The 17,408-nt window shown below is 69.9% G+C and carries 20 protein-coding genes and 1 pseudogene; 14 read left to right on the forward strand and 7 right to left on the reverse strand.

Annotation, left to right across the window (positions count from 1 at the left end; translation table 11 throughout):
* Window positions 1-39: 39 nt before the first annotated feature.
* The 8 genes from tsaE (at window position 40) to OG792_RS03455 (ending at window position 6,716) form a co-directional block, all read left to right on the forward strand.
* Window positions 40-567: a tRNA (adenosine(37)-N6)-threonylcarbamoyltransferase complex ATPase subunit type 1 TsaE gene (gene tsaE, locus OG792_RS03420; protein ID WP_329111092.1), complete on the forward strand. Its 528-nt coding sequence runs from the start codon at window positions 40-42 to the stop codon at window positions 565-567.
* An 88-nt stretch (window positions 568-655) separates the two neighbouring features.
* The gene (ung, locus tag OG792_RS03425) at window positions 656-1,342 is read left to right on the forward strand and encodes a uracil-DNA glycosylase (protein WP_329107233.1); all 687 of its coding nucleotides are present in this window, start codon (window positions 656-658) and stop codon (window positions 1,340-1,342) included.
* 120 nt (window positions 1,343-1,462) lie between these two features.
* Window positions 1,463-2,140, forward strand: coding sequence for a tRNA (adenosine(37)-N6)-threonylcarbamoyltransferase complex dimerization subunit type 1 TsaB (gene tsaB / locus OG792_RS03430; protein ID WP_329107234.1), 678 nt, complete (start codon window positions 1,463-1,465; stop codon window positions 2,138-2,140).
* A complete protein-coding gene (gene rimI, locus OG792_RS03435; protein ID WP_329107236.1) occupies window positions 2,137-2,574 on the forward strand; it encodes a ribosomal protein S18-alanine N-acetyltransferase in 438 nt (145 codons plus the stop codon). The genes tsaB and rimI overlap by 4 nt, the downstream gene beginning before the upstream one ends.
* Complete coding sequence (gene tsaD, locus OG792_RS03440) at window positions 2,567-3,613, forward strand: tRNA (adenosine(37)-N6)-threonylcarbamoyltransferase complex transferase subunit TsaD (RefSeq protein WP_329107238.1); 1,047 nt, start codon at window positions 2,567-2,569, stop codon at window positions 3,611-3,613. The genes rimI and tsaD overlap by 8 nt, the downstream gene beginning before the upstream one ends.
* Window positions 3,614-3,644: 31 nt before the next feature.
* The gene (locus OG792_RS03445) at window positions 3,645-3,899 is read left to right on the forward strand and encodes a hypothetical protein (protein ID WP_329111094.1); all 255 of its coding nucleotides are present in this window, start codon (window positions 3,645-3,647) and stop codon (window positions 3,897-3,899) included.
* A gap of 387 nt (window positions 3,900-4,286) precedes the next feature.
* A complete protein-coding gene (locus OG792_RS03450; protein ID WP_329107240.1) occupies window positions 4,287-5,291 on the forward strand; it encodes a TerC family protein in 1,005 nt (334 codons plus the stop codon).
* Between the two features lie 225 nt (window positions 5,292-5,516).
* The gene (locus OG792_RS03455) at window positions 5,517-6,716 is read left to right on the forward strand and encodes a cytochrome P450 family protein (protein WP_329107242.1); all 1,200 of its coding nucleotides are present in this window, start codon (window positions 5,517-5,519) and stop codon (window positions 6,714-6,716) included.
* A gap of 24 nt (window positions 6,717-6,740) precedes the next feature.
* Here the strand turns inward: OG792_RS03455 and OG792_RS03460 are convergent.
* A pseudogene (locus tag OG792_RS03460) lies at window positions 6,741-6,872 on the reverse strand (cell division protein DivIVA); the annotation flags it as partial.
* Between the two features lie 390 nt (window positions 6,873-7,262).
* Here OG792_RS03460 and OG792_RS03465 point away from each other — a divergent pair.
* Window positions 7,263-7,808 (forward strand): SigE family RNA polymerase sigma factor, encoded by a 546-nt coding sequence (locus OG792_RS03465; RefSeq protein WP_329107244.1) that lies wholly within the window; start codon window positions 7,263-7,265, stop codon window positions 7,806-7,808.
* Complete coding sequence (locus OG792_RS03470) at window positions 7,795-9,114, forward strand: hypothetical protein (protein ID WP_329107245.1); 1,320 nt, start codon at window positions 7,795-7,797, stop codon at window positions 9,112-9,114. The genes OG792_RS03465 and OG792_RS03470 overlap by 14 nt, the downstream gene beginning before the upstream one ends.
* Window positions 9,115-9,226: 112 nt before the next feature.
* Here the strand turns inward: OG792_RS03470 and OG792_RS03475 are convergent, their stop codons facing one another.
* On the reverse strand, window positions 9,227-9,496 hold the full coding sequence (locus OG792_RS03475; protein WP_329107247.1) for a hypothetical protein: 270 nt from the start codon (window positions 9,494-9,496) through the stop codon (window positions 9,227-9,229).
* A gap of 565 nt (window positions 9,497-10,061) precedes the next feature.
* Between OG792_RS03475 and OG792_RS03480 the strand changes: the two genes are divergently transcribed.
* The 4 genes from OG792_RS03480 to OG792_RS03495 all read left to right on the forward strand — a co-directional run bounded on the left by OG792_RS03480 (window position 10,062) and on the right by OG792_RS03495 (window position 12,167).
* Window positions 10,062-10,847: a helix-turn-helix domain-containing protein gene (locus tag OG792_RS03480; RefSeq protein WP_329107249.1), complete on the forward strand. Its 786-nt coding sequence runs from the start codon at window positions 10,062-10,064 to the stop codon at window positions 10,845-10,847.
* Window positions 10,844-11,038 (forward strand): DUF397 domain-containing protein, encoded by a 195-nt coding sequence (locus OG792_RS03485; protein WP_329107250.1) that lies wholly within the window; start codon window positions 10,844-10,846, stop codon window positions 11,036-11,038. The genes OG792_RS03480 and OG792_RS03485 overlap by 4 nt, the downstream gene beginning before the upstream one ends.
* A 299-nt stretch (window positions 11,039-11,337) precedes the next feature.
* Window positions 11,338-11,604, forward strand: coding sequence for a cupin domain-containing protein (locus OG792_RS03490; RefSeq protein ID WP_329107252.1), 267 nt, complete (start codon window positions 11,338-11,340; stop codon window positions 11,602-11,604).
* Window positions 11,601-12,167 (forward strand): GNAT family N-acetyltransferase, encoded by a 567-nt coding sequence (locus OG792_RS03495; protein ID WP_329107254.1) that lies wholly within the window; start codon window positions 11,601-11,603, stop codon window positions 12,165-12,167. Before OG792_RS03490 ends, OG792_RS03495 begins: the two co-directional genes overlap by 4 nt.
* Here OG792_RS03495 and OG792_RS03500 read toward each other — a convergent pair.
* The 5 genes from OG792_RS03500 to OG792_RS03520 form a co-directional block, all read right to left on the reverse strand.
* Complete coding sequence (locus OG792_RS03500) at window positions 12,157-12,444, reverse strand: DUF1707 SHOCT-like domain-containing protein (protein WP_329107255.1); 288 nt, start codon at window positions 12,442-12,444, stop codon at window positions 12,157-12,159. The genes OG792_RS03495 and OG792_RS03500 overlap by 11 nt on opposite strands.
* Before the next feature lie 23 nt (window positions 12,445-12,467).
* On the reverse strand, window positions 12,468-13,652 hold the full coding sequence (locus OG792_RS03505; protein WP_329107257.1) for an ROK family transcriptional regulator: 1,185 nt from the start codon (window positions 13,650-13,652) through the stop codon (window positions 12,468-12,470).
* Window positions 13,653-13,683: 31 nt separating this feature from the next.
* Window positions 13,684-14,946 carry a sugar ABC transporter permease gene (locus tag OG792_RS03510; RefSeq protein ID WP_329107259.1) on the reverse strand — a complete coding sequence of 421 codons (1,263 nt, stop codon included), beginning with the start codon at window positions 14,944-14,946 and terminating at the stop codon, window positions 13,684-13,686.
* Entirely contained in the window at window positions 14,943-15,761 is an 819-nt protein-coding gene (locus OG792_RS03515; RefSeq protein ID WP_329107261.1) for an ATP-binding cassette domain-containing protein, read from the reverse strand. Before OG792_RS03515 ends, OG792_RS03510 begins: the two co-directional genes overlap by 4 nt.
* 181 nt (window positions 15,762-15,942) lie before the next feature.
* Window positions 15,943-17,040: a sugar ABC transporter substrate-binding protein gene (locus OG792_RS03520; RefSeq protein ID WP_329107263.1), complete on the reverse strand. Its 1,098-nt coding sequence runs from the start codon at window positions 17,038-17,040 to the stop codon at window positions 15,943-15,945.
* Between the last annotated feature and the right edge of the window lie 368 nt (window positions 17,041-17,408).

Below are 17,408 nucleotides of genomic sequence, written 5' to 3' on the forward strand. Positions count from 1 at the left end.
GCGGCTGACCCGGTGAACGCGACTGACCCGAACGATCCAGTGAACTCGGCCGACCCGAACGACTCAGCCGAAGCCAACCCGGTCGTCGATCTTTCCACTGTGGATGACACCAGGGCCTTCGGGCGCCGGTTGGCGGCGCTGCTGCGCGCCGGTGACCTGCTGGTGCTCACCGGCCCGCTGGGCGCCGGCAAGACCGCGCTGACCCAGGGGATCGGCGACGGCCTCGGGGTGCTCGGCGCCGTCACCTCGCCGACCTTCGTGATCGCCCGGGTGCACCGGCCGGACCCGGCCAGCGTCGGCCGGCGGCGGGTGAACCGGCCGGCGCTGGTGCACGCGGACGCGTACCGGCTCGGTGCGGCGGTCGACCCGCGGGCCGAGATCGACGACCTGGACCTGGACGCGTCGGTGGACGACGCCGTCACCGTGGTCGAGTGGGGCGAGGGCCTGGTCGAGCAACTGGTCGACGCCCACCTGCGGGTCCGGATCGACCGGCGCGACGACGACTCCCGCCGGATCGAGCTGGTCCCGGTCGGCGGCGACTGGGCCGAGCGCCTGTCGACCCTCTAGCCGCCGTTCCCCACCACCGGGTACGGCTTGTCGTACCGGGCTTCTAGAGTCGCGGGCGAGCGTTCGACCATCCCCCGAAAGGTGACCGATGACCATCGACCTGCCCGCCCTGCTGCCGTCGGAGTGGCGCACGGTGCTGGAGCCGCACCTCGACCCGGCCCGCACCGCCGAGCTGGCCGAATTCGTCACCGCCGAGTACGCCACCCAGACCGTGTTCCCGCCGGTCGATGACCTGTTCTCGGCGTACCGGCTGTGTGCGCCGAAGGACTGTCGGGTGCTGATTCTGGGGCAGGACCCGTACCACAAGGCGGGTCAGGCCCACGGGCTGAGCTTCAGCGTGCGCGACGGGGTGGCGGTGCCGCCGTCGCTGCGCAACGTCTTCAAGGAGCTGGCCGAGGACCTGAGCGTGCCGGCCCCGCGCGGCGGCAACCTGTCCGGCTGGGCGGCCCAGGGTGTGCTGCTGCTCAACGCGGTGCTGACCGTGCGCCAGGCCACGCCGGGCTCGCACGCGAACAGGGGCTGGGAGGAGTTCACCGACGCCACCATCCGGGCCCTGGACGCCCGCTCCGAGCGGGTGGTCTTCCTGCTCTGGGGTGGCTACGCGCGCAAGAAGCGGGAGCTGGTCACCAACCCGGCGCACGTGGTGCTGGAGGCGGGCCACCCCAGCCCGATGAACCCGCGTGGTTTCCTCGGCAGCCGGCCGTTCAGCGCCGCCAACAAGGCTCTCGCCGACGCCGGCCTGCCCACTGTCGACTGGGAGCGGACCGCCGGCTGACCCGTCCGGGCTGGGCGGGCGATCCACCCACCGGATCGCCCGCCGCACAACCGGATGCGTCGGGTCTCATGCCGGCCGGGTCGTGACGGGTGGTAGTCGCCCGCCGGCTAGGGTTCTGGGGTGCTCGTACTCGTGCTGGATTCATCGACCCCGGCGGTGACCGCGGCGCTCGCGGAGGTGACGGCCGATCGGGTCGTGCTGCGGGCCGAACGCCGTACGGTGGACGCGCGGGCGCATGGTGAGCTGCTCGCCCCGGCGATCGAGGCGGTGCTGGCCGAGGCCGGCGCCCGTCCGGCCGACCTGACCGCGCTGGTCGCCGGCCTCGGGCCGGGTCCGTTCACCGGCCTGCGGGTCGGCCTGGTCACCGCGGCCACGATGGGCCAGGTGCTGTCGATCCCGACCTACGGTGTCGGTTCCCTCGACGCGCTCGGCCGGGACGCCGGCACCGGCCGGCGGGTGCTGGTCGCCACCGACGCCCGCCGCCGGGAGATCTACTGGGCGGCCTTCGACGAGGCGGGCGTGCGGGTGGCCGGTCCGGCCGTCGACGCCCCCGCCGTGGTCGCCGGCCGGCTGGCCGAGCTGGGTGTCACGGTCGCGGTGGGCGAGGGCGCCCAACGGTACGCCGACATTCTCGGCCTGCCGGTGCCGCCCGAACCGACCTTCCCGTCCGGGTACGCGCTGGCCGAGCTGGCCGCCGACCGGGTCCGTGCCGCCGCACCCGGTGAACGACTGGTCCCGCTCTACCTGCGCCGGCCGGACGCGGTCGCGGCCACCGGCCACAAGTCGGTGCTGCCGTGAGGCTGACCCGGTTCCGCTGGTGGCACATCTCCGACGTGCTGTCGATCGAGGCCGACCTGTTCGGCGCCGAGCAGTGGTCACCGGGCATGTTCTGGAACGAGCTGGCCAGCGGCCATCACTACCTGGTGGCGCTGGACGACGCCGGGCCGCTGGTCGGGTACGCCGGGCTGGCGGTGACGCCGGACGAGGCGTGGGTGCAGAACATCGCCGTTCGTCGGGACGCGCAGCGCGGCGGCATCGGCCGGGCCCTGCTGGAGGCGCTGCTCGCCGAGGCGGCCCGACGTGACGTACGCAAGATCCTGCTGGAGGTGGCGGTGGACAACCCGGCCGCCCAGCGGCTCTATGCGGCGTACGACTTCGAGCCGGTGGGGATCCGCCGGGGCTACTACCAACCGAGCAACACCGACGCGCTGGTGATGATGCGAGATGGCTGACGAGCCGCTGATCCTGGGGATCGAAACCTCCTGCGACGAGACCGGGGTCGGCATCGTACGCGGGCACACCCTGCTCGCGGACGCGCTGGCGTCCAGTGTCGAGGAGCACGCCCGGTTCGGCGGGGTGGTGCCGGAGGTGGCCAGCCGGGCGCATCTCGAAGCGATGGTGCCGACCATGCAGCGGGCGCTGGACGACGCGGGCGTGACGCTGGCCGACATCGACGCGATAGCGGTCACCGCCGGTCCGGGTCTGGCCGGTGCCCTGCTGGTCGGGGTCGCCGCGGCCAAGGGCTACGCGGTCGCCGCCGACAAACCGGTGTACGGGGTGAACCACCTCGCCGCCCATGTCGCGGTGGACACCCTGGAGCACGGCCCGCTGCCGGAGCCGGCGATCGCCCTGCTGGTCTCCGGCGGGCACTCGTCGTTGCTGGTGGTGGACAACCTGGCGACCGGGGTGACGCCGCTCGGTGCGACGATCGACGACGCGGCCGGTGAGGCGTTCGACAAGGTGGCCCGGCTGCTCGGCCTGCCGTTTCCCGGTGGGCCGCCGATCGACCGGGAGGCGCGGGCCGGCGACGCCGCCGCGATCGGTTTCCCGCGCGGGTTGACCGCCCCGAAGGATCTGGCCGCGCACCGGTTCGACTTTTCCTTTTCCGGGTTGAAGACGGCGGTGGCCCGCTGGGTGGAGGCCCGGCAGCGGGCCGGTGAGCCGGTGCCGGTCGCCGACGTGGCCGCGTCGTTCCAGGAGGCGGTCTGCGACGTGCTGACCGCGAAGGCGATCGACGCCTGCCGCAGCCGGGGCATCGACACACTGGTCATCGGCGGTGGGGTGGCGGCGAATTCGCGGCTGCGGGTGCTGGCCGAGCAACGCGCCGCGAAGTACGGCATCACCGTGCGCGTCCCCCGTCCCAAACTCTGTACGGACAACGGCGCGATGGTGGCGGCGCTCGGTTCGCACCTGGTGGCGGCGGGGGTCGCGCCGAGCCGGCTGGATCTGCCCGCCGATTCGGCCATGCCGCTGACCGTGGTGAGCGTGTGATGCGAGGAAAGAGGGAACGGAGATGGCGGACGTGATCGCGCGGATGTGGGAGGCACGCGCGGAGCCGGCCGGATTCGCCGAGTTGATCCTGTGGGTGACGGAGACGGCGCTGCCGGAGTTCGACCATCACCCGCTGCACATGTCCAGCGAGGTCTTCTCCTCCACCGACAACCGGCTGGTGGTCATCTCGAAGTGGCGGGGGAATCCGCTGAGCCTGCCCGAGCCGCCGGCCCGGTTGGTCGCCCGTCCGCCGCACGTGTGGGATTTCGCTCAGGTCGACCGCTGAGGCACCCGCCCACCGCACCCCGCCAGGTGTCGACGTTTTGCCTGGTCAGGTATGCTGTAGCTGGCTGTCGCCCGAGGTCCGGGTCGGCCCGTACGGGGTGCGTGCACCGGCGTCGGGCGGACGGAATCTTGACGCGGGGGGCGGCTGATGGGCAACAATAGATGCAAGGAGGGGAGTATTCCCCGACGGTGGTGTCGTCAGCACGGTGGACATCCGGCCCAGCCGGGAGGAAACCCGGCGCCATCGGTCACCCCAAGGGGCTAAACTCCCGCGGCTCGGTGGCGGAAAAGACCTCCGACAGTCACCAGAGTCCGCATCGCCATCCAGTCTGCCCCCTTCCAGGGTCCAGATCGGCCGGCGATGCCCCGTGTCTGCCGGAGGTTCTTGATGGATGTTTCCGCCCTCACCTGGATCATCACGCTCGTCGTGTTGGTCGGTGTGCTGCTGCTCGACCTGTTGATCATCGGTCGGCGACCACACGAGCCGAGCATCAAGGAGTCGAGCCTCTGGGTCGGCTTCTACGTCGTACTCGCCCTGCTGTTCGGGCTGGGGGTGTGGGCCACCTCCGGCGGAAGGTTCGCCGGTGAGTTCTACATCGGCTGGCTGACCGAGTACAGCCTCTCGATCGACAACCTCTTCGTCTTCGTCGTGATCATGGGACGGTTCGCCGTACCCCGGCAGTACCAGCAGACCGTACTGCTGGTCGGCATCGTGCTCGCGCTGGTGATGCGCGGTGGCTTCATCGCCGCCGGGTCCGCGCTGGTGTCGCAGTTCTCCTGGGTCTTCTACATCTTCGGCGCCTTCCTCGTGTACACCGCGATCAGCTTCGTCCGGCAGGGCGAGATGGACGCGGCGGACGTGAAGGAGAACGCGCTGGTCCGGTGGAGCCAGAACCACCTGCCGCTGTCGAACTCGTTCAACGGCACCAGGCTGACCGTGCTGAGCGAGACCGGCAAGCGCCTGTTCACCCCGATGCTGCTGGTCCTGATCGCGATCGGCACCACCGACCTGATCTTCGCGCTCGACTCCATCCCGGCGATCTTCGGCGTGACCAAGGAGCCGTACCTGGTGTTCACCGCGAACGTGTTCGCGCTGATGGGGCTGCGGCAGCTCTACTTCCTGCTCGGCGGGCTGCTCGACCGGCTGGTCTACCTCAACATCGGCCTCGCGGTGGTGCTCGGCTTCATCGGGGTCAAGCTGGTGCTGGAGGCGCTGGCCGACAACAGCCTGCCGTTCATCAACGGCGGCGAGCACGTCGGTTGGGCCCCGCACATCCCGATCTGGCTCTCCCTCACCGTCATCCTCGGTTCGCTGATCATCGCGACCATCGCCAGCCTGCTCAAGGCATCCAAGGACCGCAAGCGGGAGCTGGCCGACGTCGGCACCCACTGACCCACCGGGTCGGGGCCGACCGCCCCGGCCACCCTCCTCGGCAGAACCGTCGGGCCCGTCCGGGTGTCACCACCGGGACGGGCCCGACGGCCGTCCGGGGCCCGACGTCCGGCGGTGTCTCGACAATCCGGACGACTGCCCGGCGGTGTCTCGACAATCCGGACGACTGCGGCGAGGATGAATTTTCCGGTCGCGGAACCGTGCCCGGGACACGGGGAGCGAGAGATGACGACGAGCGCCGCGATCAATCCGTTCGAGTCCGCCAAGGCCGACCTGCACGAGGTGCTGGCCACGCTGCGTCGGGACAGCCCGGTGGTCGAGTTGGCCCTGCCGACCGGCGCCACCGCCTGGCTGGTCACCCGGTACGCCGACGCACAGCGGGCGCTCGGTGACCCGAACCTCGGCAAGACCACCTCGGCCGGCGGATTCTCCTACCGGGGCATGGTGCCGCCGGACGTGGCGCGGGCCGTGGGCCGGCACATGCTCGCCATCAACCCGCCCGACCACACCCGGATCCGACGGCTCGTCTCCGGCGCGTTCACCGCCCGGCGGATGGCCGCGCTCCGGCCCCGGATCGAGGAGCTGGCCGAGCAGTTGCTCGACCGGATGCCGGCGAGCGGCCAACTCGACCTGATCGACCACTTCGCCTTCCCGCTGCCGATCCAGGTGCTCTGCGAGCTGCTCGGCGTACCGGCGCAGGACCAGGACGACTTCCGCCGGTGGACCGACGCGATCGTCACCGGGCCGGTGAACCCGGCCGGGCTGCCGCCCGCGCTGGTGGCGATCGTCGGATACATCCGGGAGCTGCTGGTCGCCAAGCGCCGGCAGCCGGCCGACGACCTGCTCTCCGCGCTGATCGCGGTTCGTGACGACAACGACGACCGGCTCGACGACGACGAGCTGATCTCGATGGTCTACCTCTTCCTGATCGCCGGCCACGAGACCACGGTCAACCTGATCGGCAACGGCAGCCTGCTGCTGCTCGCCGACCAGCAGCGGTGGGCCCGGATAGTGGCCGAACCGGAGCTGATCCCGAACGCCGTCGAGGAACTGCTGCGCTACGAGGGTCCGGTGCAGAGCGCCACCTTCCGTACCGCCCTGAAGGAGACGGAGATCGGTGGGGTGACCATCCCGGAGGGCGCGTTCGTGCTGGTCTCGCTCCTGTCGGCGAACCGGGACGGGGAACGGTTCGCCGAACCGGACCGGCTCGACCTGGATCGGCCGGCGACCACGAACCTGTCCTTCGGACACGGCATCCACTACTGCCTCGGTGCCCCGCTGGCCCGGCTGGAGGGGCAGATCGCGTTCCACGCCCTGTCCCGCCGCTACCCGGCGATGCGTCTGGCGGTGCCGGTCGAGGAGGTCGCCTGGCGGCCGGGGCTGCTGCTGCGCGGGCTGACCGCCCTACCGGTGACCCTCGGCTGAACCGCCCTCCTGGCGGATCCCGTCGGCTTCGAGCCGGGCGGCCCGCAGGATCTGCTCCGCCTCCTGCCTGGCCCCGGCGCGGTGGTTCTCGGCCTGCTCCTCGGCCAGTCTCAGGACCTGCTCCACCCGGGTGCCGAGACCGGCCAGCGTCGGCCGGGGATCAGACCCGCGCCGCGCGCCCACGGGTGCGTCCCCGTCCGGGGTGACGAGCGAGGTCGGCCGCCTACCGGGCCGGAGGAGGAGCAGGGCCAGACCCACGAGCAGAAACACCCAGGCGTACGCGTCGGCCGCGCCGTCGGTCGCGGCGCCGATGCCGAGACCGAGGCCGATTCCGATCACCACGATGGCCAGGTACCTGGACATGACAGCCTCCCACCCTCGTACGCCGCCACACATGGTCTCCCACCGTGGCAAGCCGGGCCGATGTCCGTTTCGTACCCGCGTTGGTGAACCCGGTGTGACGCGTGTCGCTCCCGCGAACTCCGATACAACCGTTCGTGACCCCGATCGACTTGACTCTGCGGAGTCCACGGGAGGGATCACGGAGTGCAGGCAGAGCTGGAACGGGAGTACGTCGAATTCGTCACCGCCCGGCTCGCCCGGATGCAGCGGATCGCGTACCTGCTCTGTGGCGATGCCCACCGGGCCGACGATCTCGTCCAGCAGACCTTCACCACCCTCTACGTACAGTGGCGGCGGGTCCGCGCGGTGGAGTATCCGGACGCGTATGTGCGGACCATGCTGGTGCGGACGTTCCTGAGCGAGAAGCGGCTGGCCTGGTCGTCCCGGGTCGACCTGACCGACTCGGTGCCGGAGCGGATCACGCCGGAGGGGCCGGGGGTGGAGGACCGGGCGGTGCTGCGGGACGCGCTGAGCCGGGTGCCGAAGCGCCAGCGGGCGGTGCTCGTCCTCCGGTTCCTCTGCGATCTGCCGGTCGACGAGGTGGCCGAGTTGCTCGGCTGCTCGCCCGGCACGGTGAAGAGTCAGACCTCGCACGGGTTGGCGGCGCTGCGGCGGCTGCTGGGCGCGGAGACGCTGGCGGCCTGGGACCCTCGCGGTGTGAAAGGGGGGCGAGTAGTTGCGCGAGTATGACGACGAGTCGGCCCGTTCGCTGTTGGGGATGCTGGCCGACGACGTACCGCCGCCGTCGCGGGTGGATATCGGCGCGCTGGTTCGTACCGGCCGGCGTCGGGCCCGGCGTCGACGGTTGGCCGGGGTCGCGGCGACCGTGCTGGTGACGGTGGGGGCGGTTGCCGTCGTACCGGTGGTGGTCGACGTGGCGAACCGGAGCGGGCAGGAGCGGCCGGTGGTCACCGGCGGTGCCGCCCAGCCGGAGGAACCGCCGTTGCAGCCGGCGGTCTGCACGCCGCACCAGTTGCCGCTGCCGGGCCCGGCGGTCAGCAGTGAGGTGCTCGGCGGCGACCCGTCCGGCCGTTACCTGGTCGGCATGGCAACCGACAAGCTTGGCCAGTCGTACGTGGTCCGCTGGGACCGGGGCCAGCTCACAACGCTCAAGGTGCCGATCTACCAACCGGCCCACCTGGTGGTCAACGCCCGCGGTGACGTCGCCGGTGACGGTTACCTCAGGGAGACCAAGCGGACCACCGCTTGGGTCTACCGGGACGACCAGTTCACGCAACTGCCCACGGGCGGCGGGGTTCCCGTTGCCGTGGTGGGGATCAACGAGCGCGGCGACGTTCTCGGCACGATCCAGGGCGGCACGGTGGCCCCGTCCCCTCATCCGAGTGACATCCCGGCGGGCAAATTTGCCAGGACGTACGGCACGCGGCCGGTGATCTGGCCGGCGAGCAGCGTCGACGATGTCCGTGCCCTGGCCAACCCGCCGGGCGCGTCCATCGTGTCCGTCGTGGGAATCGACGACGACGGCACGGCGGTCGGCACGAGCACGGCGAAGCCCGTGACGATCTTCGGTAACCAGTCCGCGGATTTGTTGAACGTGGGCGCGCGTGGCCTGGTGTGGGCACCGGATGGCACGGTCCGCGAACTGGCCGCGCCGCCCGGCTACGGGCCGGAGGTCGCGATCCAGTCGATCCGCAACGGTTGGGTGATCGGCTCGTACCGGAGTCCGTCGGACGGCACGGTGACGGCTCGGTGGAACCTGCGTACCGGTGATGTCCGGCCGCTGTCGCTGAAGTTCGTGACCTCGGTCAACCGCTACGGCTGGGTGGGCGGGTACGTGATCGACGCCAGCGGCGGATTCGCCCAGGCGCTGGCAACTGACGAACGGACCCTGGTGCTGCCGTTGGCCGAGGGCTTCGACCGGAGCCGACCAACCGCGATCAAGGTCTTGATCAGCGACAACGGCCAGCAGATCGGCAGCGTCCTGGAGCACGGCGGCCGGGGTACGCCGGCGGCCTTCCGCTGGAGCTGTGTCTGAGTTCGGGGCGTTCGAAAACGCGATGGTGATTTGATCGGGACGTACATCAGAGATTGTGTGCGTACGCCATCTTTGATGTAGGCGATTGTCGCGTTGGTTTGTTCGGCGGGAATCAGATCGACCTCAGTCGGCTGCCGGGCGGTGGACCGGATATCCAGCCGAGGAATCGGGTGTCGAGTTGCGCCGGGTCGAGTTCGCTCAGTTCGGGTGCGGCCCGGTCGCGGAAGTGCATCATGAAGGTGCGCAATTTTCCGGGCTCGCGCTGATAGAGGATTCGCAGCCGGCGCCGGAACGTCGGGCACGGCCAAGGGTCCCGGCAGTCCGCGCACTGCCATGCGTCGTTGTTGCGATGTGCCGCAATCAGGTCGTCGTCTTCGTCCACCCGGCCGCGTCCTCTCGTGCGCACTTTGTCAGAGCAGATAGATCATGCTTGTCGTGCCGTCCGCTGCGGTGATCGCGGAGGTCGCATCAGCAGGTGGGGCCGCATCCGGGTACGGCCGGCGGTGGTCACGCCGATCCGGACGAGTCACGCCGTACCCGGCCGGAGACACCGACCGCAAACGGCTCCGCTGGCACGGTGGCAGGCGTGGCTGCGTACCCCGGTTTCTGGTTGGTCGGACGTCTGCGGGGTGGTCGGGGCCGGCGGTGGGTCGGTTGTCATCTCGTGCGGGGGAGCGTCTGCCGACGTGTTCGCATTTGTTGTCGTCATGGCTTCGTCCTTCTCGTCCAGCATCGGGAATCTCCTTTTGGGCACGTTGGAAGGAGCCGCCCCGGGTGCGGCGAATCGGGAGCCGGGGCGGCTCCGCAGTTCCGCCCGTCCGGGTTCCATTTGCCGATGGATCCGAGCGGTTCCGCTGAATACACTCTGGACTATCCCCCCGATCCAGGGCAGGATTCTTCGATGTACCGCCCACGTCATCTCACGTACTTACAGACGGAGTAAGTAAATGAACATCGATATGTGGATCCGGGCACTGAAGGCTGCTCGATCGAGTGCCGGCGTCTCCCAGGAGGGGCTGGCGGCGTTGATCCCCTGGAGCACGTCGACCATCGCCGCGATCGAGACCGGGCGCCGCCGACCGACGATGGAATTCGCCATCGCGGCGGACAAGGCGTTGGACACCGGCGGTCTGCTGGCCGAGATGCTGGAGCTGGTGAACCGGGAACGGACGGAAAACTGGTTCGCCGCGTGGCGTGGCTTCGAGGAGCACGCCGTCGGCCTGCGCGCGTTCGAGCCGTGCCTGATTCCGGGCATGCTCCAGACCGAGGACTACGCCCGAGCGATCATCTCGGCCGGCGGGTTGCAGCCCGAAGCCGAGGTGGAAAAGCTGGTCGCGCTGCGGATGGAGCGGCAGAAAATGCTGTTCCGCGAGGATCCGCCGTTCTGTCTCTTCGTCCTGGACCAGAGCGCGCTGACTCGCCTGGTCGGCGGTCGCGCGGTCCGCGACGCCCAACTCGCACACCTGTTGGAGCTGGCCGGACTGCGACACGTCCGGATCCACGTCATTCCCGACGACCACGGCGAGCACGTCGGGCTTACCGGCGGGTTCATGCTGGCCGACCTGCCCGACCACGACCACGTTGTTTACCTGGAAAACGTCGCGCGGGGTCAGGTGGTCGACGACCCGGATCTGATCAGTCTCGTCAAGCGCAAGTGGGATAGCCTGCTCGGAGCGGCTCTCTCCGAGCAAGCCTCGTTGGAACTCATCACGAAGCTGAAGGTGACCCCATGACCAACACTCCACATTGGCGGAAGTCGACCCGGTCCGGCGACGGTGCCGGTAACTGTGTCGAGGTTGCGGACAATCTGCCCGGTCGTGTTTTCGTCCGGGATACCAAGGACCGTGACGGTGGCACCCTGACCTTCGCTCCCGACGCGTGGCGTGCGTTCGTCTCCGAGACGGCAACCCGCCAGCCGCAGTAGTCAGATCCTGAGCGAACAGCGCCTGCCCCGGCCTCCGGGAGCGGGCGTTGTTGCTGTCCGGGCACGGGGCATCGTGCTCTCCGGGCGGCGAAGGGATCATCGCCACCGCCGGGCGTCGGGGTCTTGGCATGCGTCTCAGTTACGGGATATCTTCCCGGATATGGGAGAGCCGACCGAGGTCGACGCGCAACTCAGCCCCGCCGATGCCCGGCTCGCCGCCCGGTTGGCCGGGTTGCGGGGCGAGCACGGCTGACCAACCGGTCTGGACCGACCCGACCACCGGCTTCCGGCGGCGTTCGGTGTCACCGCCGCACGCCGGCCTGCGGGCCGAGGTGATCGAGGGGACCCTGCCGGCCGGCGCCGCCATCGCCTACGACGAGCCGCCGGTGCCCGGCCTGGAACAACACCTCTGGCTGCTACAGGGCAGGTTGCGGCTCACCGTGCAGGGCGACACCCACGATCTCGAACCCGGCGACAGCCTGCGGTTCCGGCTCCGGGGCCCGTCCCGGTTCGACTGCCCCGGCCCGACACCGGCGCGCTACGTACTCACGCTGGTGTTGCCGTGACCGGGGCGACCGGCAACGAGTCGGCCGGGCGGACACGGGTCGAGCGGCTGGACTCGGACGCGCTGGACGAAGGCGCGGTCGCCGAACTCGGTGACGTACTGCACGCCTGCGTCGATGGTGGGGCGAGCGTCGGGTTCGTGCCGCCGTTCGGCGTCGCCGACGCGCGCCGCTACTGGCGGGACGTACGCGGGTCGCTGGTGTCCGGCGGGCGGGTGCTGCTCGTGGCCCGGCAGGACGGGCGGATCACCGGCACCGCGCAGGTCATGCTCGCGATGCCGGCCAACGGCCGCCACCGCGCCGATGTCGGCAAGGTCCTGGTGCATCCGGCCGCCCGCCGGTCCGGGCTCGGCCGGGCGCTGATGGCCGAGGTCGAGCGGGTCGCCCTGGAGCACGGGCGCAGTCTGCTGGTGCTCGACACGGTGACCGACTCCGCCGGAGAGCGGCTCTACCAGGCGATCGGCTACCGGGCGGCCGGCGTGATTCCCGGCTACGCGCTCTCGACGCGGGGCACGCTGGAGGACACCAGGGTGATGTTCAAGGTGCTGCCGCCGATCAGCGGGTGACCGCCATCAGGACATACAACAGGATCAGCGTCGCCACCGCGACCGCGACGACGACCAGCAGGTCACGCCGGCCGTGGTCGGCGGCGTCCGCCGGGGCCGGTGCCGTGGGCAGGTCGCGGGTGACCTCGGCCAGATCGCCCAGCGTACGGGCGGAGTAGACGACACCGAGCCGTTCGGTGAACTCGTCCAGGGTCAGCCGACCCTCGGCGGTGTGCCGTTGCAGATCGTCGACCACCCGTTGCCGGTCGTCGTCCGAAGCCCGCATCTGCACGTCCACGCGGGACAGCGTACGCACCGAAGTCAGGCGGCGGCGTCGAGCGGATCGGCGAGCAACTGTTCGAAGGCCAGTTCGGCCGCGCCGATCAGCACCGCCTCGTCACTGAGCTGCGGGGTCCGCAGCCGCACGTGGTCGCGCGGTACGGCCAGCGCCATCGCGTTGAGCCGACTGCGTACCTGGGTGGCGGCGGCGAGGTAGATGTCCCGCAGCGGCCCGCCGAAGATCACCACGTCCGGGTTGAAGATGTTGATCAGGTTCGCCACGCCGAAACCGAGCCAGTCGCCGACCTGCCGTACGGCGGTCTTCGCGCTCGCGTCGCCGTACGCCGCCGCCTCGACCACCGCGCGGGCCGCGTCGTGCCCGACGAGGTTGCTCCGGCCGGCGGCCTGGAGCAGGGCATACTCGCCGATCTCGGTCTCCCAGCAGCCCCGTGAGCCGCACCCGCACGGCTGACCGCCCGGATGCACCACCATGTGGCCCACCTCGCCGCCGAAGCCGCCGTGCCCGGTCAACCGCCGGCCACCGACGATGATGCCGGCGTCGACGCCGACGTCCTGGTGCAGGTAGATGACGTTGTCCAGGCCGGCCGCCGCGCCCCGGATGTGTTCGGCCAGGGCGCTGACGTCGGCCGCCCGGTTGACCAGGATCGGCCGGTTCGAGTCCAGGTCGGCGGTGAGCAGCGGGCCCAGTGCCCCGTCGACCCAGCCGGTCGGCGGATGTACGTGCACCGCCCCGTCGCGCCCGCGCATCATGCCGCAGACCGCCACGCCGGCACCCACGTAGACCGAGCCCTTCGGCACCGCCTGGAGCATCTCCTTGAGGAAGCCGGCCAGCACCGGCACCGTCTCCTCGGCCGGCACGTCGGGCGGCCGGGGCGCCTCCCGCCGGTCGAGCACCACACCACCGAGCCCGATCCGGGCCACCCGCAACCGGTTCACCTCGATGCTGAACGCGTACGCGTAGACCCGGGCGGACTCGGGCCGGACGACCAGTGACGGTCGTCCGGCCCGGCCGGTTTCCCGGGGTGCCCGTTCGCTGACCAGCCCGGCGGCGGTCAGCTCGGCGGTCAGCGCGCCGATGGTGCTGCGGTTGAGCCCGAGCGCGGTGGTGAGTTCCGCCCGCGAGGTCGCGCCGTGCACGTGCACGTAGCGGAGCAGCGCGCCCAGATTCTGGCGGCGGACTTCCTCCTGGCTCGGCCCGGCGCGCATCGGTTGTTCACATCACTTTCGGGAGACGACGTCATCTGTGTCCGGTGGCGGCGGCACGTCTTCTGGAGAGTGCGTCCACCCCGGCCGCGGCCAGCAGCACCAGGCCGGTGACCACGAACTTGACCCCGGAGCTGTAGCCGAGCAGGCCCATCCCGTTGTCGATCACCGCGACCACCGCGCCACCGAGGACCGCGTCGAACACCCGGCCCTTGCCGCCGAAGAGGCTGGTGCCGCCGATGACCGCCGCGCCCACCGCGTAGAGCAGCACGTTACTGCCGCCGGTGTTCGGGTCGACCGACCGGCCACGGCTGGCCGCGACGATGCCGCCGATCGCGGCCAGCAGCGAGCAGATCACGAAGACCGAGATCCGGATCCGGTCCACGTTGATACCGGCCCGCCGGGCGGCCTCGGCGTTGCCGCCGACCGCGTAGACGTGCCGGCCGTAGACCGTGCGCTGGAGCACGAAGGTGAGCACGACCAGCAGGATCGCGATCACCGGTACGACGATCGGCATGCCCTTGTTCGACGTGATCAGGGTGTTGATGCTGCGTTCCTGGTTCAGGATGTACGTCGCGACGCCGACGAGCAGGGCGACGGCGGCGATCCGGGCCAGCACCACCAGGAACGGGTCGACGATCAGGCCCCGGGCCACCCGACCGCGATAACGGATGAGCTGTACGGCGGCGTAGCCGAGCACCGCGGCGGCGGCGAGCAACCAGCCGAGGACCGGCTTCACGTTGCTGTTCTCGATCGAGACGATGACCTTGTCCTGGACCGAGATGTTGGTGCCGCCCTTGATGAGCAGCAGCACCACGCCCTGGAAGGCGAGGAACGCGGCCAGGGTGACCACGAACGACGGGATGCCGACCTTCGCCACCAGCACACCGAGCACCAGCCCGATCACCACACCGGTGACCAGGGCCGCGACCAGCGCGCCGTACCAGGGCCAGCCGTGCAGGGTGAGCAGCACCGCGAGCACGGAGGCGCAGACACCGCTGGCGAACCCGGCGGAGAGGTCGATCTCGCCCAGCAGCAGGACGAAGACGAGTCCCATCGCGATCAGGATGACCGCGGCGCCCTGGGTGAAGAGGTTGGCGAAGTTGATGGCGGAGAAGAACTCCGGGCGGGCGATCGAGAAGCCGATGCAGAGCACCACCAGGCCCAGTACGGCCGGCAGCGCGCCGATGTCGCCGCCACGTACCCGGCCGATGTAGTCACGCACGTGGTCGTTGACCGTGCGCGTCGGTACGGGCACCGGCTCCTCGCGTACCGCGGTAGGGGTGGAGGTGCTCATTGCTCGGCTCCAGGGGTGATGAGTTCCGCGTGACCGGCGCCGGTGGTGTCGCCGTTCTCGGACCGCAGACCGAGATCGCCGCTGCGTCCCGCGGTGATCAGCTCCACGATCTGGGAGTGGGTGATGTCGGTGGTCTTGACCTGGGCCACCGATCGCCCGAGGTAGAGCGCGGCGATCCGGTCCGACACGGCGAAGACGTCGTTCATGTTGTGCGAGATGAGCACGACCGAGAGGCCGTTGTCGGCCAGCCGGCGGACCAGTTCCAGCACCTGGGCGGTCTGCGCGACGCCGAGCGCGGCGGTCGGCTCGTCGAGGACGACCAGCTTGCTGTTCCAGAGCACGGCCTTGGCGATCGCGACCGTCTGCCGCTGTCCGCCGGAGAGGCTGGCCACGAGCTGACGCAGTGACTTGACCGTACGGACGGAGAGGCCGGCGAGGGTTTCCGCGGCCATCCGTTCCATCGTGACCTCGTCCAGGACCAGGCCGCTGGTCTTCTCCCGACCGAGGAACATGTTCTGCACGATGTCGAGGTTGTCGCAGAGGGCCAGGTCCTGGTAGACGACCTCGATGCCGAGCGCGGCGGCGTCCCGCGGGTTGTTCACGGTCACCGGCCTGCCGTCGAAGATGAACTCGCCACCGTCGATGGGGTAGATGCCGCTGATGCACTTGACCAGCGTCGATTTGCCGGCGCCGTTGTCGCCGACGAGGGCGGTCACCTCGCCCGGATAGGCGGCGAAGGCGACGTCGCGCAGGACCTGCACGGGACCGAAGTTCTTGTCGATCCCGCGCAGCTCCAGCAAGGGTGTCGCGGACACGGTGGGTCTCCTTTTCACGGGTGTCCGATCGCGGGGGTGTTCCGGTCGCGGGGTGTCCGTTCGCGGGGCGCCGGTCGCGAGGGTTCGAACAGGCATCCGGTCGGGTCAACCCGGTGTGCCCGTCCGCCGACCTACGGTCGACGGACGGGCACGGTGACTCCGAACGGGGTCAGAGCAGGGTTCAGCTGATGCCGGCGGCGGTGCAGGCCGCGGCGTACGCGGCGGTGCACAGCTCTTCCTTGGTCACGAAACCGTCGTCGATGACCGCCTTGACGTTGGTCTTGTCGATGGCCTTCGGCGCGAGCAGGACCGACGGGACGTCACGCCCACCCTCCGGGTCCTTGACCGTCTGGCCGACGTCCTTCTTCTCGCCCTTTGCCAGCGCGATGGCCAGCTCGGCGCCCGCCTGAGCCTCCTGCTTGATCGCCTTGTAGACGGTCATGCACTGGTCACCGGCGAGGATGTTCTGAAGGCCCTGGACGGTCGCGTCCTGGCCGGTCACCGGGACCTTGCCGTTGAGGCTGTTCTTCTTGAGCACGGAGATGACCGCGTTGCCGAGGCCGTCGTTCGCGGCCAGCACGCCGTCGATCTTGCCGCCCTGCGAGGTCAGGTTCTGCTCGAAGATGGTGCCCGCCTGGGCGTTGTCCCAGCCCGGAACGGAGGTGTCGGGGCCCTTGACGTACTCCTTGGAGTCGTACTTGGGCTGGAGCACCGAGTCGTAGCCGTTCTTGAACAGGGTGGCGTTGTTGTCGGTCGGCGAGCCGTTCAGCTCGGCCACGACCGGGTTCTTGACACCCTTCTCGGTCAGGCACTTGACCAGGCCCTCGCCCTGGAGCTTGCCAACCGCGACGTTGTCGAAGCTGACGTAGTACTGGGCCGAGCCGCCGAGGGTGAGGCGGTCGTAGTCGATGGTGGCGACGCCCTGGGACTTCGCCTTGTCGAGTACGGCCTTACCGGTGCCGGAGTCCAGGTTCACGATCATCAGGGCGGTCGCGCCACCGGTGATCATCTGGTCGGCGATGGTCTGGAACTGGGACTTGTCGCCCTGGGCGTTCTGGATGACGTAGTCGACGCCCGCGGTCTTGAAGGCCTCCTCCAGGTACTTCCGGTCCGCGGTCTCCCAGCGGTCGGAGGAGGCGCTGTCCGGCAGGATCACGCCGATCTTCGGGGTCTTGGCGGCGTTGCCGCCACCGGCCTCGTCGGAGTTGTCGCCGCAGGCCGTCAGTGCACCGGTGGCCAGCAGGCCCACGGCGGCGATGGTGAGGATCCCTTTGCGCATTGCTACGGGTCCTTTCGGGGGGTGGGGTTCGGTCCGCTGAGTCGTTGCGTGGTGCGGCTCGTCGGTGCGGGCAGCCGCCACTGCAAGGGATGGTCAGAGTGGGCCGTACTTACTTTTGTTGTGTCCGGCAACGTATTGCGCGCACGGGGTGGGACACAAGAGTGCCGAGGCCACGAGTTTTGTTGCCTGCGATAACAATTCAGCAACGCGAGTGACATGCGGCCGTCATCGGGTCGCTTCGTCTGGGTGGATCGTTCCCATTTGCCGCCTGGTTCAACCCCTGTCGGGCCAAATGACCGAACCGTCGCCGAGACGGGCGCTCTGTCGGCTCACGCCGTTCGCCCGAGTGCTATCAATTTTGTGTGGGA

Origin of the sequence: Micromonospora sp. NBC_01699 (genome assembly GCF_036250065.1) — a bacterium.
GTDB lineage: Bacteria > Actinomycetota > Actinomycetes > Mycobacteriales > Micromonosporaceae > Micromonospora_G.

Coding starts and splice junctions, on each gene's coding strand:
- ung (WP_329107233.1), top strand. CDS start 656: ATGACCATCGACCTGCCCGCCCTGCTGCCGTCGGAGTGGCGCACGGTG.
- tsaD (WP_329107238.1), top strand. CDS start 2,567: ATGGCTGACGAGCCGCTGATCCTGGGGATCGAAACCTCCTGCGACGAG.
- OG792_RS03450 (WP_329107240.1), top strand. CDS start 4,287: ATGGATGTTTCCGCCCTCACCTGGATCATCACGCTCGTCGTGTTGGTC.
- OG792_RS03455 (WP_329107242.1), top strand. CDS start 5,517: ATGACGACGAGCGCCGCGATCAATCCGTTCGAGTCCGCCAAGGCCGAC.
- OG792_RS03480 (WP_329107249.1), top strand. CDS start 10,062: ATGAACATCGATATGTGGATCCGGGCACTGAAGGCTGCTCGATCGAGT.
- OG792_RS03485 (WP_329107250.1), top strand. CDS start 10,844: ATGACCAACACTCCACATTGGCGGAAGTCGACCCGGTCCGGCGACGGT.
- OG792_RS03505 (WP_329107257.1), bottom strand. CDS start 13,652: ATGCGCGCCGGGCCGAGCCAGGAGGAAGTCCGCCGCCAGAATCTGGGC.
- OG792_RS03510 (WP_329107259.1), bottom strand. CDS start 14,946: ATGAGCACCTCCACCCCTACCGCGGTACGCGAGGAGCCGGTGCCCGTA.
- OG792_RS03520 (WP_329107263.1), bottom strand. CDS start 17,040: ATGCGCAAAGGGATCCTCACCATCGCCGCCGTGGGCCTGCTGGCCACC.